This window comes from Rhizobium terricola, from assembly GCF_012927355.1.
GTDB classification, from domain to species: domain Bacteria; phylum Pseudomonadota; class Alphaproteobacteria; order Rhizobiales; family Rhizobiaceae; genus Allorhizobium; species Allorhizobium terricola.
This window is the reverse complement of sequence record NZ_JABBGK010000001.1, coordinates 42,060-56,593: the sequence shown is the minus strand read 5'-3', so window position 1 is coordinate 56,593 and position 14,534 is coordinate 42,060. Positions and strand designations below refer to the sequence as shown.

Below are 14,534 nucleotides of genomic sequence, written 5' to 3'. Positions count from 1 at the left end.
TGTCTGCCATGGATTGGTGGGAAACCCGACCGCACTTCCGGCAATGATGGTGTGCCTCTTCAGTACCCCGGCTGATGGAAAGCCGGCAGAGAACCAGAAAGGCCCGCACCGTCGTTGCTTCAAGATGTCCTCGCATTTCCCGGTTGGCCGGAATAGCGACTGGAGGGGTTAGTTCCAGGTACCTTACCGATGACCTCACCTTAGGGACGAATCCCAGTTCGAGGGTCGGCGGACACCCACAGGCACGTGCGACTTTGGGCAGAGAGGGAGATAAGAATGTTCGCGGTCATAATCAAGCGTTTTTTGACCCCTGCGACAGAAAAATGATTGAACAATCCGGCAGCTATGTTCACAATTCGCGCACAGCTTTGGAGGATACCCGACAATGGACACGCTGACGCGCATCCGCGCCTTTATCGATGTGGTCGAAGCGGAGGGCTTTTCGGCAGCCGCCCGCAAGACCGGCCGCTCGAAGGCCTTGCTGTCCAAATATGTCCGCGAACTGGAAGACGAGCTCGGCGCCCTGCTCTTGAACCGGACCACACGCCAGTTCTCCCTGACCGAGGCGGGCCATACCTACTACCGCAGCGCGACCGAAATCCTCAAAGAGATCGACAGCCTGGCCGATCTCGTGCGGGAAAACACCACGGACCTCAAGGGCAAGCTGAAGGTCACGGTGCCGCGCACCTTCATCGATGCCGAGGTCGGCCAGTCGCTGATCGATTTTTCGCGCGAGCATCCGGATCTTTCGCTGGAGATAGTCGCCGAAGACCGCTTCGTCGACCTCGTCGAAGAGGGTTTCGATCTCGCCATCCGCATCACCAGGCTCGATGATTCGGGTCTGATCGCCAAGAAGCTCTCGGATTTTCGCGTCTACGCCTGCGCCACGCCCGACTTCGTCGCCAAGCACGGACCGTTGAAGCATCCGCAGGAACTGTCCCGCGTCCCGGTGCTGATCGACACCAATACCCGATCCCACAACACCGTGCGATTCGTCGATCCGGATGGCGGCGCGATCTCGATCGCCGTCAGCGGCCCGATCGAGGTCAACAGCCCGCAAGCGACCCTGCGCGCCGCCCGCGCCGGCCTCGGCGTCGCGATGATTCCCGACTTCATCGCTCGGCCCTATATCGAGAACGGCGAACTGGTCTCGCTCTTCGACGACTACCTGCCGAAGGACCGCGGGATCTACGCCGTCTATCCCCATCGCCGCTACCTGCCCGCCAAGGTGCGCGCCTTCGTCGATTACCTGCATGGCTGGTTCCGCCAGCACACGTGAGTGTGATCGACGCGGCGAGGTCCCATTTCCGTCGAATTTATCGAGGAGGAAGATGCTGGGAATCGGGCGCAAGGGCGAAGACGGCATGAAGAGACGGTTTGCATTGATCGCGGCATTGCTGGGCACGCCGCTGCCGGCCCTTGCGCATCCGCATGTCTTTGCAGAAGCGCGCCTCGAGGTGATTTCCGGCACCGACGGCACGGTCTCGGAATTGCGCAATGTCTGGCGCTTCGACGACGTCTTCTCCTCGAGCGTCCTCATGGACTTCGACAAGAACAGCGACCTGAAGCTCGATCACAGCGAGCTGAACGAGATCGCCAACACGATCCGCACCTCGCTCGCCGACTACAGCTACTTCACCTCGATCAGCCGCGACGGCGCGCCGGTTACCGTCGCGAAACCGGAGACCTTTCACGTCGACTTCAAGGAAAACCAGCTTCTGGTCTTCTTCGTCGTCAAGCCGGAGAAGTCGCTGCCCCTCAAGGGCAAGCTGAGCATCGGCGTCTACGATCCGACGATGTATACGGCGATCGACTTCGCCCGGGACGACGACATGCAGACGGAAGGCGATGGCTTCAAGACCTGCAAGCGCACCGTCGTGCGGCCGGATCCGGACGAGGTTCTCGCCCAGAACCAGGCGAGCCTCACCGAAGCCTTCTTCAACGATCCGGCAGGGACCGACATGAGCAAGCTGTTTGCAACGCGGCTCGAGGTGACATGCTGATCCGGGGCACCCTCCGGTCGGTCGCCGCTGCCGCCGCGGTCCTGCTTTTCACGGCCCTGATCGCCCACGCCGCCTCGCCGCTCGGGATCGGAACCGCCGAACCGTCATTCCAGGCGACAGGCCCCTTTGCCGGCTGGCTGGCCTTCATCAACGAAAACCAGCAAGCCTTCTACCGCGCGCTCACCGGCGCGCTTAAGGCCATGCGCGAGGACCAGACCCATCTCTGGACGCTGGTCGGCCTTTCCTTTGCCTATGGTGTCTTTCACGCCGCCGGCCCCGGCCACGGCAAGGCGGTCATCTCGTCCTACATGATCGCCAACGAAATAGAACTGCGCCGTGGCATCGCGATCTCCTTCGTCTCGGCCTTCCTGCAAGGCGCCGTCGCGATTGCGCTCGTTGGAATAACCTATGCGGCCCTGCGTGGCACGGCGATCTCGATGACCGACGCGACCCGGGCGCTCGAAATCGCCAGTTACGCCCTGATCGTCGCCTTCGGCACCTGGCTGCTGATGCGCAAGCTCAAGGGGATCTGGATCGCGCGCAGTGCCCCGATCAGCGCGAGCCTGTTTGACACGCCGGTTCCCGTATCCGCTCCGACGGGAACCGGGCTTTCCTTTCGCGCGACCGCCGTCGAACACGGACATGATGCCCTGGCCCCCGGCTCGATCTGCCCCGACTGCGGCATCACCCACCTTCCCGATCCGCGCATGCTCTCCGCGCAGGATTTCAGTCTCAAGGAAGCATGGTCTGCCATCATAGCGGTCGGCCTACGCCCTTGCTCGGGAGCGATCCTGGTGATGACCTTCGCGCTTCTGAACGGGCTCTATCTCGGCGGCATCCTGTCGGTCTTCGCCATGGCTCTCGGCACCGCCATCACCGTCTCGGCGCTCGCGGCGATCGCCGTATCGGCAAAATCGCTGGCGGTGCGCCTGTCAGGCCCGGGCTCGAAAGCGGCCGGGCGCGTGGCAAGCGCGATCGAAATCCTCGGCGCCCTTATGGTGATTGCCCTCGGCGCACTTCTTCTCGCCGCCGCCCTGCAGGCCTGAGCGCAGATCAGGCGTTGAAGGAAAGCCTCACTGCTTGTCGCGTCGACGCTGGTAGCGGGCCCTCAGCCACAGCACGATGAAGAACGACATGATCGCCACCGTGCCGACCAGCGCCGCCAGGACCGGCGAATAGTCGCCGATCCAGAGCACGAGCTTCGGCAGGCCGAGCAGCAAGGCGCCGAAACCGAGCACGATCACCCCTGCAGCAATCGCCGACGACCGGTTGCTCTTGTCGTCGCTCATTCGCCGGCTCCCTTGGAGAGGTCTGCACGGATGTCTTCGAGCTTGCGAACCTGCCGGCCCTCGGCATCGAAATTCTCCGGCGCGAGCCAAGCTTCGAAGGCAGCCTTGATCAGCGGCCATTCGCCGTCGATCATCGAGAACCAGGCGGTATCGCGGTTCTTGCCCTTCGACAGCATGTGCTGCCGGAAGACGCCCTCGAACGTGAAGCCGTAGCGGTTGGCGGTCGCCTTGCTGGGTTCGTTCTCGTTGTGGCATTTCCACTCGTAGCGGCGATAGCCGAGATCGTCGAAGACGTGGCGCGCCATCAGGTAGTGCGCCTCGGTCGCGAGCGGCGTGCGGCTCATGGCCGGACCGTGCGCGACGCCGCCAACTTCGACGACGCCGTTGGCCGGGTCGGCGCGCATGTAGTTGGCCATGCCGACGACCTTGCCGGTCTTGTTGTCGCGAAAGACTTCCGTGACCCAGCCACCCTTGGTCTGGACGCTGTCGAGCCAGGCATCAAAATCCGCAATGCCGGCGAAATCCGGCTGGGTGAAATAGGTGAGCAGCGGATTGATGGCCATGCCACCGAGACCGTCCCAGAGGGCCTCGAGATGCTGCGCCTTGTCATATGGCTCGGCGGTGACGAAACGGCCTTCGAGCCGGACAGGCTTCGGTGCCGGGCAGCCCTTGAAAGTGGAAAGATCGCGCATGTTTGCCTCTCGCTTAAGTCGGCAAACGATTAGGCCAGCCGCCCGGCAAAGGCAACTGGCCGAAATCGCAGCGGAAGGCGCGTCCTCAGACCTTGGCGGCCGAAACCGTTGCCTCGATGTGATCGACAAGCCCGTCGGCAAGGCCAAGCCGCCCGGCGAGCAGATCGAGATAACCGCGTTCCGCGCGGCTGTCCGGCTCGATCGCGAGCCGCGAGGCCGTATAGAGTTCGACCTTCTGCTCTTCGGTGAGGGCGGCCGCCACCAGCGCGTCGAGATCGGTCGGGGCCGACAGCTCGCCTTCGAGGAAGGCTTCCGCTTCCGCACCGAGACCGGACAGATGGATCTTGTCCATGATCCGACCACGCTCGGCTGCATCGATGTGACCGTCGGCCTTGGCAGCAGCGATCATCGCGCGCACCAATGTCAGCGCGAAATCATTCGACACCTTGGCGGGCTCGGTGCTGAAGGCGGAATCCGCGGGCGGCGGCAGCAGAACCGGTTCATTTGCGGTTTCGGGCTGCGGCGCCTTGCCGGCCTGATAGTTTTTGTAGGCCTGGTATCCGAGACCCGCGATAGCAGCGAGGCCGCCCAGCTGCAGGGCGCTGCCGGTCAGCGACCGCCCGGTCTTCGTGCCGAGCAGGACCGCCGCGATGGCGCCGGTCGCAAGCGGATTGTCCTTCGCGAGCTGGACGACGTCGCCGGCCTTCTGCTTCACACTTCCGTTCGTGCCCGGCACCTGGGAGCCGAGAAATTGATCAAGCAGCTTCTTCGCGTCGAACATCGAAATCTCCGTGGGTTTCATTCTCGACTGCTAGATAAGAAGGCGATCATGAAATTACAAAGACGCCGCCCGCACTTTCATGGCAGCCTTGCTCACCCAGCGAGCGCGGCTGCCTCCGCGGCGAGTTTGGTGATCCCGGCCCAATCGCCCGCGACCACCATTTCCTTCGGCGCCACCCACGATCCACCGACGCAGACGATGTTCGGCAGCGAGAGATAGTCCTTGGCATTCTTGAGCGAGATACCGCCGGTCGGGCAGAACATCGTACCGGCAAGCGGCGACGAGAGTGATTTCAGATAGGCGGCTCCCCCGGCCTGCTCGGCGGGGAAGAACTTGAGGATCTGGTAGCCCTCCTCGCGAAGCTGCATGACCTCGCTTGCCGTCGCCGCGCCCGGAAGCAGCGGAATATCCGAGCCCCGCGCCGCATGGATCAGCTCCCGCGTGGTGCCCGGGCTTACGATGAACTGCGAGCCGGCTTTCACCGCCGCGTCGAAATGGGCCGGATTGAGGATGGTGCCGGCGCCGACCACCGCGCCCTCGACTTCCGCCGCGACACGCCGGACGGCTTCAAGCGCGGCATCGGTGCGCAGCGTGATCTCGATCGCCTTCAGGCCGCCGGCAACGAGGGCCTTCGCGAGTGGCACGGCGCTCTCTGCGTCCTCGATGATGAGGACCGGCACGACCGGCTGGAGCTTCAGGGTGGAAAGGAGCTTTTCGTTCTTCGCGCTCATCGCCGCACGCCTCTTTAAAACGATTGAAATTGCGCCAAGGATTAGCCGGAGAAGATGTCATTGTCGAGACAAATGCGCGCGGGCACGCAAGACTCCATTTGCCTTGTGCCCCACTTGCGCTACGTTGCGATGACGACTTTCACGACGGACGAGCGAGATGGCCAAGGAAATCGAGCGCAAGTTCCTGGTGACGAACGACAGCTGGCGACAGCATGCAACGTCGGCCACCCCCATGCGGCAGGCCTATCTTTCCGTCAATCACGACCGCTCCGTACGGGTCCGCACCAGCAACGACGAAAGCGCCAAGCTGACGATCAAGTTCGGCAAGACGGCGCTGGTGCGCGACGAGTTCGAATATCCGATCCCCCTTGCCGAAGCCGAGGAGATGATTACCTTCGCCGTTGGCAACGTCATCGAGAAGGTCCGCTACACGGTCGACGTCGGCGGCTTCACCTGGGAAGTCGACGTCTTCGAAGGTGCCTATCGCGGACTGGTGATCGCCGAGGTCGAGCTGCAGTCGGAACAGGACGATCCCGAGCTGCCGGACTGGCTCGGTCGCGAGGTCACGGGCGACCGCCGCTATTCCAATCAGGTTCTGGCAACCGAGCGCCTCAAGCCCGAGCTCGTTCATGCCCTACCGAATTGACCCCGCACACCCTTTCGACGAGGAAGTGCGGCGTGTCGCGACCGAGCAGCTCCGCTCGGCGATTGCGTCTCTGGAACAGCAGCCCCGGGGCCTCCACGAGGCCGTTCACGATGCGCGGAAAAACTTCAAGCGGCTTCGCGCCCTCTATCAGCTCGTCCTTGCGGACGACGCGGAACTCTTCGCCGACGAAAACGCCCGGCTGCGCGACACCGCCCGGACCTTGTCGCTGGTCCGCGACGCGACAGCAATGGTGGAGACCGTCGCCTATCTCGAAGGCCATGCCCTGAACGAGGACGAGGCCCGGGCCTGCGCACATGCCCGCGGCACGCTGACCGCACGGCGTGATGTGATCGCACGGCAAGAAATCGATCTCGCGGAAAAAGCGGGAGGAGCCGTCGAAAGCTGCCAGGAGGCGATTGCCGCGATCGCGACCCTCCGCTTTCCCAACCGTCAGCACAAGACCGCGCGACTTCTGGCCAAAGGCTGGAAACGCATTCTGCAGAACGCGCGCATCGCCCTGAGGGAATGCCACGACAACGCCCATGAGGAAGTGTTCCACGACCTGCGCAAGGCATCCCAGACCTATTGGCGCGCCCTGTCGCTGCTTCGCGACATCTGGCCGTCGGCCATGCGGGCCAAGCGCGCGGAAGCCCGCAGCCTCACCGAAATCCTCGGCCACGAACACGATCTCGCCCTGCTCACCGACCTCCTGGACAGCGAACCGGCGCTCGCCGACGGCAGCGAGACCTTCTCCCATCTGCTTGGCGCGATCATCCGCCAGCAGCAGCAGTTGCGGCGAGATGCACTGGAAATCGCCGACCGGGTCTTCGCCGACAAGCCGGGCCGCGAGGCCGCCGTTATCGAGGCGCTGTGGATCGAGGCCGCACTGGCCTGATCGGCTACTGACAGTTTTTGGCGGCAGCCCTATTATCCTTCCACCATGAGCCGCTCGGAACGACTTCTTCAATTGCTGCAGGTGTTGCGTCGCCACCGTCGGGCGGTGTCTGGCAAGACGCTCGCCGACGAAGTCGGCATATCGCTGCGCACGCTTTACCGTGACATCGCCACGCTGCAGGCCCAGGGCGCCGACATCGAGGGCGAGCCGGGTGTCGGCTATCTCCTTCGGCCTGGCTACATGCTGCCGCCGCTGATGTTTTCGGCAGAGGAGATCGAGGCACTGGTTCTGGGCGCACGCCTCGTCGCAAGTCGCGCGGATCGTGATCTGGCGCTTTCGGCCCGGGATGCCCTCTCCAAGATCACGGAGGTCCTGCCCGACGAACTGCGAGAGAACCTCAGGAACAGCACGCTGCTTGCCGGTCCGATGCCCAACATTCCTGAAGACACGGCCGATCTTCCCCGTCTGCGCCAGGCGATCCGCTCCGAACAGTCCCTGAAGATCGCCTATCGCGACGAACACGGACAAACGAGCGAGCGGGTGATCTGGCCTTTCGCCCTCGCCTTCTTCGACGGCGCCCGCGTGCTCGTGGCCTGGTGCACGCTCAGAAGCGATTTCCGCCACTTTCGTACAGACCGGATGGAGCTTGTCCACCAGACGGAGACGGCCCGCTATCCGAAGCGTCGCCTGCAGCTGCTCAAGGCCTGGCGCATGCAAAAGGGAATTCCCGACCGGGACCTATGAGAATACTGCCATTTTTTGGCAGCATCATCCGTCATGATCAGGCCCTCAACACAGGAGAGCCATCATGACACCGAACCTCACCATCCTTTATGTCGACAGCCCGGAACAGAGCGCCGCCTTCTACGAAAAGCTGCTCGGCACAAGCCCCGTCGAGCGCTCGCCGACCTTCGCCATGTTCATCTTCCCCGGCGGCCTGAAGCTCGGCCTGTGGTCGCGCCACACCGTAGTGCCGGCAGCAACGGGGACGCCCGGCCTCTTCGAGCTTGCGATCCCCCTCGCCGACCCGAGCACCGTCGACGCCGCCTATGACCAGCTGTCGACCGACGGTCACCCGACCCTTCAGACGCCGACAGACATGGAGTTCGGCCGGACCTTCGTCATCACCGATCCGGACGGCCATCGCATCCGCTTCTATAACCCGCCGGCCCGATAAGAACCGCTTGAGGGCGACCGCGAAGACATCCTCGCGGTTGCCCACGACGCCCAACGCCGCCGCAGTTGACAAAATTCAAAGTGCATCGCGCTGCGCGAAAATCGTTGCGCCGCAAAGGCTGAGGCAGTATTTCCCGGGCCATGACCGAAGATCTTCAGACCCCTCGCCACGAAGAGGGCGGCGCGTTCTGCGTGGCCGCGCTCTACCACTTTGCCCGTTTCCCGCGCTTCGAGAGCTTTCGAGCGGAACTCGATGCCGTCGCCCGTGAGAACGGCATCAAGGGCACGCTGCTGCTCGCCGCCGAAGGCATCAACGGCACGATCGCCGGCACCGATGAAGGCATCGCCAACATTCTCGCCTTCATCCGTTCGCAGCCGGAATTCAAGAACCTCGTGCACAAGGAAAGCCGGGCATCCAAGATGCCATTCCTGCGCATGAAGGTGCGGCTGAAGAAGGAGATCGTCACCATGGGCGTCGAGAACATCGACCCCAACAAGATCGTCGGGACCTATATCGACCCGAAGGACTGGAATGCCCTGATCTCGGACCCCGAGACCATCGTGGTCGATACGCGCAACGACTATGAAACGGCGATCGGTATCTTCAAGGGCGCGATCGACCCGAACATCAAGACCTTCCGCGAGTTCCCCGACTGGTTGCGCAACAATCCCGGCCTGCACAACAAGCCCAAGCTCGCGATGTACTGCACCGGCGGCATCCGTTGCGAGAAATCCACGGCCCTTGCCAAGGAAATGGGTTTCGATGAGGTCTACCACCTCAAGGGCGGCATCCTGAAATATCTCGAGGAAGTGCCGGCGGAAGAGAGCCTCTGGGACGGCGCCTGCTTCGTCTTCGACGAGCGGGTATCGATCACCCATGGACTGAAGGAAGGCGAGCACACGCTCTGCCATGCCTGCCGCTATCCGCTGACGACGGAAGAGGTTAAGTCGCCGAAGTTTGAGGAAGGCGTTTCCTGCCCGCATTGCTACGACAGCCGCACCGAAGTGGACCGCGATCGTTATCGCCAGCGCCAGATGCAGATCGCGCTCGCCAAGAAGCGCGGCGAGAAGCACATCGGCAGCTGAGCCGGCCTGACGCTCAAGCCGGCCGCCTGGCCGGCACCTGCCCACGACAGCGCAGGCGGTCGATTTCCGCGGGCTCGCAGGGCCGTCCGAACAGATAGCCCTGCAATTCGTCGCAGCCGGCAAGCCGAAGCGCCACCGCCTGCGCCTCGGTCTCCACGCCTTCGGCCGTCACCGGAATATCAAGTGACCGCGCCAGCGCCACCGTTGCCTGCAGCATCTCCACCGCCTTTGGACCTCCGTCGAGCGCGGTGACCATGGAACGGTCGATCTTCATGCGGTCGAAGCCGAACTGCCGCAGGTAACCGACACTCGAGAACCCGGCGCCGAAATCGTCGAGCGCGATCCTGACACCGAGCCGGCGCAGTCGTTTCAGAGCCTGGGCGGCGCGTTCCGGACTGTGAATGAAATAGGTCTCGGTCATTTCCAGCACCACACGTCGCGGGTCCATGCCCGTCTCGCGGAACACCGTTTCGACATGACCGACAAAGGCCGGATCCCGGAATTGGCCGGGAGATATGTTGACCGAAAGCCGCAGATCGGGCCAGTCATGCATCTGGCGGCAGGCGTGGTGCAGGACGCAGATACCGAGTTCGTCGATCAGGCCGCTCGCCTCCGCGATCGGAATGAACACGTCGGGCGCCACCGGTCCGTGCCCCTTGCGGTTCCACCGCGCCAACGCCTCGACGCTGACGATCTCGAAGCTGTTCGCATTCACCACCGGCTGATAGACGACCGTGATCTCGCCGCTCTGGATCGCCGTCCTGAGGTCGAGTTCCAGCTGATGGCGCTCCTCCCGCTCAATATCCATCTGCGGATCGTACGGGGTCCAGCAACCGCGCCCGTTGTCCTTGGACCGGTACATCGCCATGTCGGCACGCCGCACCAGCTCCTCGCCCTCGGTCGTTCCGGCAGTCGACACGCAGAGCCCGATGCTGCAGCCGATCACGGCCACCCGCTCGCCGATCTCGAAGGGCTCCGCGACGAACTCAAGGATGCTTTCGCACAGTTCGACAGCCCTTGTCCCGGCATCCCTTCCGCTGATCGCGATGGCAAACTCGTCACCGCCGACCCGCGCGAGGATTGCCCCCTCGCCGACGAGAATGGTCAGGCCCGCGGCGACGCCCCGGATCAGCCGGTCGCCAGTGGCGTGGCCATAGGCGTCGTTGACCTCCTTGAACCCGTCGAGGTCGAGATAGAGCAGTGCCACGTCCTCGCCCGTCCGGCCCGCCGCCTCGACCCTCGCCGCAAGTCCGACGAACAGGCCCTCGCGATTGGCAAGCCCGCTCAGCCGATCGATGCGGGACATCCGGATTGCCGTCGCCTCATCGGCCCGGACGCGTCGCAGCTCCTTGGCGCCGACCACGACCAGCAGCAGGCAGTAGAGCCCGACAATGACCGATGCACTGGTCACCAGCGGCCGCACCTGCTGGCGGCTGACATCACCCGGCGCGCGCGGATCCCAGCCGAGGGCGCCGAGGGCATAACCCGAAGGCGACAGGATGTTGACCTGGTGAGAGGCCGTGGCATAGGCGGGTGTCAGTCGCAACTCGGGCAACACGTAAGCCTCGCCGAGCCGCGTGACCGTATCGGCGCGCAGATGACGTATGAAGATCAGATAGGCCGGATTGCGCGGGGGCTCGGCGATGAGATCGGCAGACTTCATTCGGATGAGTGCGATGCCTGCGGCACCGATACCCTTCGTGGTGCGGGTAAAACCGAGCACCTGCGGCCGCTCGCCGACCGCCGTGTTCCTCACCTGCGCGAACATCGCCTTGACGTCGGCATTGACGAAGGCTTCGAGCTGGCCTTCGATCGGGGCGCCGTCCGAATAGGCCATCAGGCTCGCGCCCTGGCTGTCGAGCAGGATCGCGACGTCGAACAGGTCGCTTTCGAAGGTCATGTCGCCGAAATTGCGCACGATCCAGTCGGCGTCCTGCTTGTTGTAGACGTAGTCGGCAGCATCGTCCCAGGCCGCATAGTCGTTGAGTGTCGCGCCCAACTGGTGCTTGAACGTGCGGATGGCGCCGGTGACCGTCTCGCGTGACCGTTCCTCGTCGAGATGGTTCGCATAGCCTGCAACGCGGTCGAGGGCAGTAAACACGATCGTCGTCACCACGACGGCGACGGCGGCAAAGACGAGCAGCATGAACATCACCGCGAAGCGGCGATCGAGGGAGGCTGGCCGCCTCCTGAGGTTGAACGTCTTGAAACGCATGGACAGACCTTGGAGTGAAAGATCAGCCTGCGGCAGAATGTGTTCAATTTGATTTAACGCAAGTGCCCGAAACCCATAGCCTCGCGGCTAAAAGGCGGAAACAAAAAGAAAAACCTCCCCCGGGGCCGGGAGAGGTCGAGACAAGGCACGGCCAGGCCGCAGGCAGAAATGCGATCCGCTTACCAGGACGGGATCAGCGCGCCCTTGAACTCCTCGTTGATGAAGGCCCGGATGCTGTCGTCGTGATAGGACTCGACCAGCGTCTTGACCCAGGGAGCATCCTTGTCTGCGGAACGCACGGCGATAACGTTCGCGTAAGGCGACTTTTCACCCTCGATGGCGATCGCATCCGTCTTCGGGTGCAGGCCGGCTTCGAGCGCGTAGTTGGTGTTGATCACCGCTGCGTCGACGTCGTCCAGCGAGCGCGGCAGCTGGGCCGCGTCGAGTTCGGCGAACTGGATGTTCTTCGGGTTCTCGGTGACGTCGGCCGGGCCGACCTTGAGGCCCTTGGCTTCATCGACCTTGATCAGGCCTTTCGAGGCCAGCACGAGCAGCGCGCGGCCGCCATTGGTCGGGTCGTTCGGGATCGCCACGGTCGCGCCATCCTTCAGCTCCTCGAGGCTCTTCACCTTCTTGGAGTAGACGCCCATCGGGGTGGTGATGGTCGTGCCGACGCTGACGAGATCGAAACCGCGATCGGCGATCTGGTTGTCAAGATAGGGCTGGTGCTGGAACGAGTTGGCGTTGAGGTCGCCGTCGGCCAGTGCCTGGTTCGGCACGACATAGTCGGAGAACTCGATGATATCGATGTTGAGGCCCTTCTTGGCGGCGATTTCCTTCACCTTTTCCATGATCTGGGCGTGTTCGCCGGCGGTCACGCCGACCTTGATGTCCTCGGCGAGGGCAGCAGTGGAGAAGAGTGCCGCGACGGCGGCTGCTACGATCAGTTTCCTCATTGTGTTTGCTCCTTGAGTTTTCTGATGATGGGAATTCAGTTGCGACGGCTGCGCTTGTCGAAGCGGCGGGCGAGATGGTCGCCGGCGCTCTGCACGGCCTGCACCAGGACGATCAGCACAACCACCACGGTCAGCATCACTTCCGGCATGAAGCGCTGGTATCCATAACGGATGCCGAGGTCGCCGAGACCGCCGCCACCGACCGCCCCGACCATGGCCGAATAGCCGATCAGACTGACGAGCGTCAGGGTGAGCGCCAGCGTGATGCCGGGCTTTGCCTCGGCAAGCAGAACCTTGGTGACGATTTGGAACGGCGTGGCCCCCATGGCACGCGCAGCCTCGATCAGGCCCTTGTCGACCTCGCGGATCGCCGCCTCGATCAGGCGCGCCACGAAGGGAATGGTCGAGATGGTCAGCGGCACGATCGCTGCGATCGTGCCGATCGAGGTGCCGGTGACCAGACGGGTAAACGGAATGATCGCGACGACGAGGATGATGAAGGGTGTCGAGCGCAGAGCATTGACCACCAGACCGACGATCCGGTTGACCGCCGGCGCGGCAAAAAGCTCGCCGCGCGCGCTCGTTGCCAGAAAGACACCGATCGGCAGACCGACCAGCGTACCGAGCAGACCGGCCGCGGCGACCATCTGCAGGGTCTGCCAGAGAGCCTTGACGAGCAGGTTTAGAAGCATTTCAGGCGCCATAGCCGAGCACCTCCGTGGCGAGACCGGTTTCCTGGTAGAAGCGGTTGGCCCGCTCGAGTGTTGCCGGATCGGCGGGATAGGAGACGACGAGCGAGCCGAAGGGCTCACCCGCAATCTCATCGATCGCGCCGGCCAGAATGTTGAGGTCGGTGCCGATCTCCGCGACCAGCCGGGCCGTCAGCGGCTGGAAGGCCGTGTCGCCGAAGAAGACGAGGCGCACGAGCGCCCGGTCGCCGGAAGCCGGCACCGGCTTCAGGTCGGAGCGGATCCATTCGGGCAGCTTCGCCCCCACCGTCGCGGAGAGGAGCACACGGGTGGTCTCGTGCTTCGGCGCCGTGAAGACGTCGAAGGTGCGTCCGCTTTCGACGATCAGTCCCCGGTCGATCACCGCAACATGCGAGGCGATGGTCTTCACCACCTCCATCTCGTGGGTAATCAGCAGCACGGTGAGGTCGAGGTCGCGGTTGATCGTCTTCAGGAGTTCCAGGATCGACTGCGTCGTCTCGGGATCGAGCGCCGAGGTCGCTTCGTCCGAGAGCAGCAGCTTCGGCTCGGTGGCGAGTGCACGGGCGATCCCGACGCGCTGCTTCTGCCCGCCGGAAAGCTCCGCCGGATAGCGTCCGGACTTGTCGGAAAGACCGACGAGTTCCATCAGCGGCTTGACGCGGCGATCGATCGCCTGGCGGTCGAGACCGGCAATCTCGAGCGGCAGGGCGATGTTGTCATGAACCGTGCGCGAGGACAGCAGGTTGAAGTGCTGGAAGATCATGCCGACTTCGCGGCGCAGCCCTCGAAGGCCTGCTTCGTCCAGCACCCCGACGTCGACGCCGTCGACCAGAACCTTACCGGTGGACGGCAGCTCAAGTCCGTTGACGAGCCGGATCAGGGTCGACTTGCCGGCGCCCGAGCGGCCGATGATGCCGCTGATCGCGCCCTTCGGGACCGAGTAGTCGATGCCGGCCAGCGCGGTGAAGGCTGTCTGGCCGTTCGCGCCGCCGAAATGCTTGGTGACGCCTTCGAAGGCGACCATGGGACGCCCCGTCCCGACAGTATAGTCGGCAGTCGCAATCATCGGACACCCCCCGGCGAGGCAGCGCGAGAAACAGGTCGGTCGGTCATGGAATTCTCTTCGGTGAAAACCGCAGGATTGCGGCAAAGATGCGTGGATGTCGGCTTAGTGCGACATACACATTCGGACGGTTCGGCGTCGCTCTAACATCTTTGGTTTCACCCTTTCAAACCCGCGGGACGCAAGTCAGCTATGCACTGCGGAAATCTGATGCGCTTATCGCACCCGTTGGCGGGTCCGCACAGGGATGTTTTTCCGCCTTAAATCGGATCGTGGAGAATATTTGCCCAA

Annotated in this window: 16 protein-coding genes; 8 read left to right on the top strand and 8 right to left on the bottom strand. The window is 63.5% G+C overall.

Going from position 1 to position 14,534, the window contains the following annotated elements; all coding sequences use genetic code 11:
- Positions 1-385 precede the first annotated feature (385 nt).
- The 3 genes from HHL25_RS00240 to HHL25_RS00230 all read left to right on the top strand — a co-directional run bounded on the left by HHL25_RS00240 (position 386) and on the right by HHL25_RS00230 (position 3,049).
- A complete protein-coding gene (locus HHL25_RS00240) occupies positions 386-1,279 on the top strand; it encodes a LysR family transcriptional regulator (RefSeq protein WP_169586117.1) in 894 nt (297 codons plus the stop codon).
- Between the two features lie 85 nt (positions 1,280-1,364).
- Entirely contained in the window at positions 1,365-2,003 is a 639-nt protein-coding gene (locus HHL25_RS00235; protein WP_169586115.1) for a DUF1007 family protein, read from the top strand.
- Positions 1,997-3,049, top strand: coding sequence for a nickel/cobalt transporter (locus HHL25_RS00230; RefSeq protein ID WP_169586113.1), 1,053 nt, complete (start codon positions 1,997-1,999; stop codon positions 3,047-3,049). The genes HHL25_RS00235 and HHL25_RS00230 overlap by 7 nt, the downstream gene beginning before the upstream one ends.
- Before the next feature lie 27 nt (positions 3,050-3,076).
- Here HHL25_RS00230 and HHL25_RS00225 read toward each other — a convergent pair whose 3' ends face one another.
- From HHL25_RS00225 to HHL25_RS00210, 4 genes are all read right to left on the bottom strand, one after another.
- A complete protein-coding gene (locus tag HHL25_RS00225; protein ID WP_169586111.1) occupies positions 3,077-3,292 on the bottom strand; it encodes a hypothetical protein in 216 nt (71 codons plus the stop codon).
- Positions 3,289-3,984, bottom strand: coding sequence for a GNAT family N-acetyltransferase (locus tag HHL25_RS00220; protein WP_169586109.1), 696 nt, complete (start codon positions 3,982-3,984; stop codon positions 3,289-3,291). Before HHL25_RS00220 ends, HHL25_RS00225 begins: the two co-directional genes overlap by 4 nt.
- 85 nt (positions 3,985-4,069) lie before the next feature.
- Positions 4,070-4,765, bottom strand: a complete 696-nt coding sequence (locus tag HHL25_RS00215) for a tellurite resistance TerB family protein (RefSeq protein WP_169586107.1) — start codon at positions 4,763-4,765, stop codon at positions 4,070-4,072.
- 92 nt (positions 4,766-4,857) lie between these two features.
- Complete coding sequence (locus HHL25_RS00210) at positions 4,858-5,496, bottom strand: 2-dehydro-3-deoxy-phosphogluconate aldolase (RefSeq protein ID WP_169586106.1); 639 nt, start codon at positions 5,494-5,496, stop codon at positions 4,858-4,860.
- A 157-nt stretch (positions 5,497-5,653) separates the two neighbouring features.
- Here HHL25_RS00210 and HHL25_RS00205 point away from each other — a divergent pair, with 157 nt between their 5' ends.
- The 5 genes from HHL25_RS00205 (at position 5,654) to trhO (ending at position 9,299) form a co-directional block, all read left to right on the top strand.
- The gene (locus HHL25_RS00205) at positions 5,654-6,142 is read left to right on the top strand and encodes a CYTH domain-containing protein (RefSeq protein WP_169586104.1); all 489 of its coding nucleotides are present in this window, start codon (positions 5,654-5,656) and stop codon (positions 6,140-6,142) included.
- Positions 6,126-7,037, top strand: coding sequence for a CHAD domain-containing protein (locus HHL25_RS00200; protein ID WP_169586102.1), 912 nt, complete (start codon positions 6,126-6,128; stop codon positions 7,035-7,037). The genes HHL25_RS00205 and HHL25_RS00200 overlap by 17 nt, the downstream gene beginning before the upstream one ends.
- A 45-nt stretch (positions 7,038-7,082) precedes the next feature.
- Complete coding sequence (locus tag HHL25_RS00195) at positions 7,083-7,781, top strand: helix-turn-helix transcriptional regulator (RefSeq protein WP_169586100.1); 699 nt, start codon at positions 7,083-7,085, stop codon at positions 7,779-7,781.
- Between the two features lie 64 nt (positions 7,782-7,845).
- On the top strand, positions 7,846-8,214 hold the full coding sequence (locus tag HHL25_RS00190) for a VOC family protein (protein ID WP_205927691.1): 369 nt from the start codon (positions 7,846-7,848) through the stop codon (positions 8,212-8,214).
- Between the two features lie 140 nt (positions 8,215-8,354).
- Positions 8,355-9,299, top strand: coding sequence for an oxygen-dependent tRNA uridine(34) hydroxylase TrhO (trhO, locus tag HHL25_RS00185; protein WP_169586098.1), 945 nt, complete (start codon positions 8,355-8,357; stop codon positions 9,297-9,299).
- Between the two features lie 13 nt (positions 9,300-9,312).
- Here the strand turns inward: trhO and HHL25_RS00180 are convergent, their stop codons facing one another.
- From HHL25_RS00180 to HHL25_RS00165, 4 genes are all read right to left on the bottom strand, one after another.
- Positions 9,313-11,514 (bottom strand): putative bifunctional diguanylate cyclase/phosphodiesterase, encoded by a 2,202-nt coding sequence (locus tag HHL25_RS00180; RefSeq protein WP_169586096.1) that lies wholly within the window; start codon positions 11,512-11,514, stop codon positions 9,313-9,315.
- A 179-nt stretch (positions 11,515-11,693) separates the two neighbouring features.
- A complete protein-coding gene (locus HHL25_RS00175) occupies positions 11,694-12,470 on the bottom strand; it encodes a MetQ/NlpA family ABC transporter substrate-binding protein (protein WP_169586094.1) in 777 nt (258 codons plus the stop codon).
- A 35-nt stretch (positions 12,471-12,505) separates the two neighbouring features.
- Positions 12,506-13,174, bottom strand: coding sequence for a methionine ABC transporter permease (locus HHL25_RS00170; protein ID WP_169586092.1), 669 nt, complete (start codon positions 13,172-13,174; stop codon positions 12,506-12,508).
- The gene (locus tag HHL25_RS00165; RefSeq protein WP_169589485.1) at positions 13,164-14,204 is read right to left on the bottom strand and encodes a methionine ABC transporter ATP-binding protein; all 1,041 of its coding nucleotides are present in this window, start codon (positions 14,202-14,204) and stop codon (positions 13,164-13,166) included. Before HHL25_RS00165 ends, HHL25_RS00170 begins: the two co-directional genes overlap by 11 nt.
- Positions 14,205-14,534 lie beyond the last annotated feature (330 nt).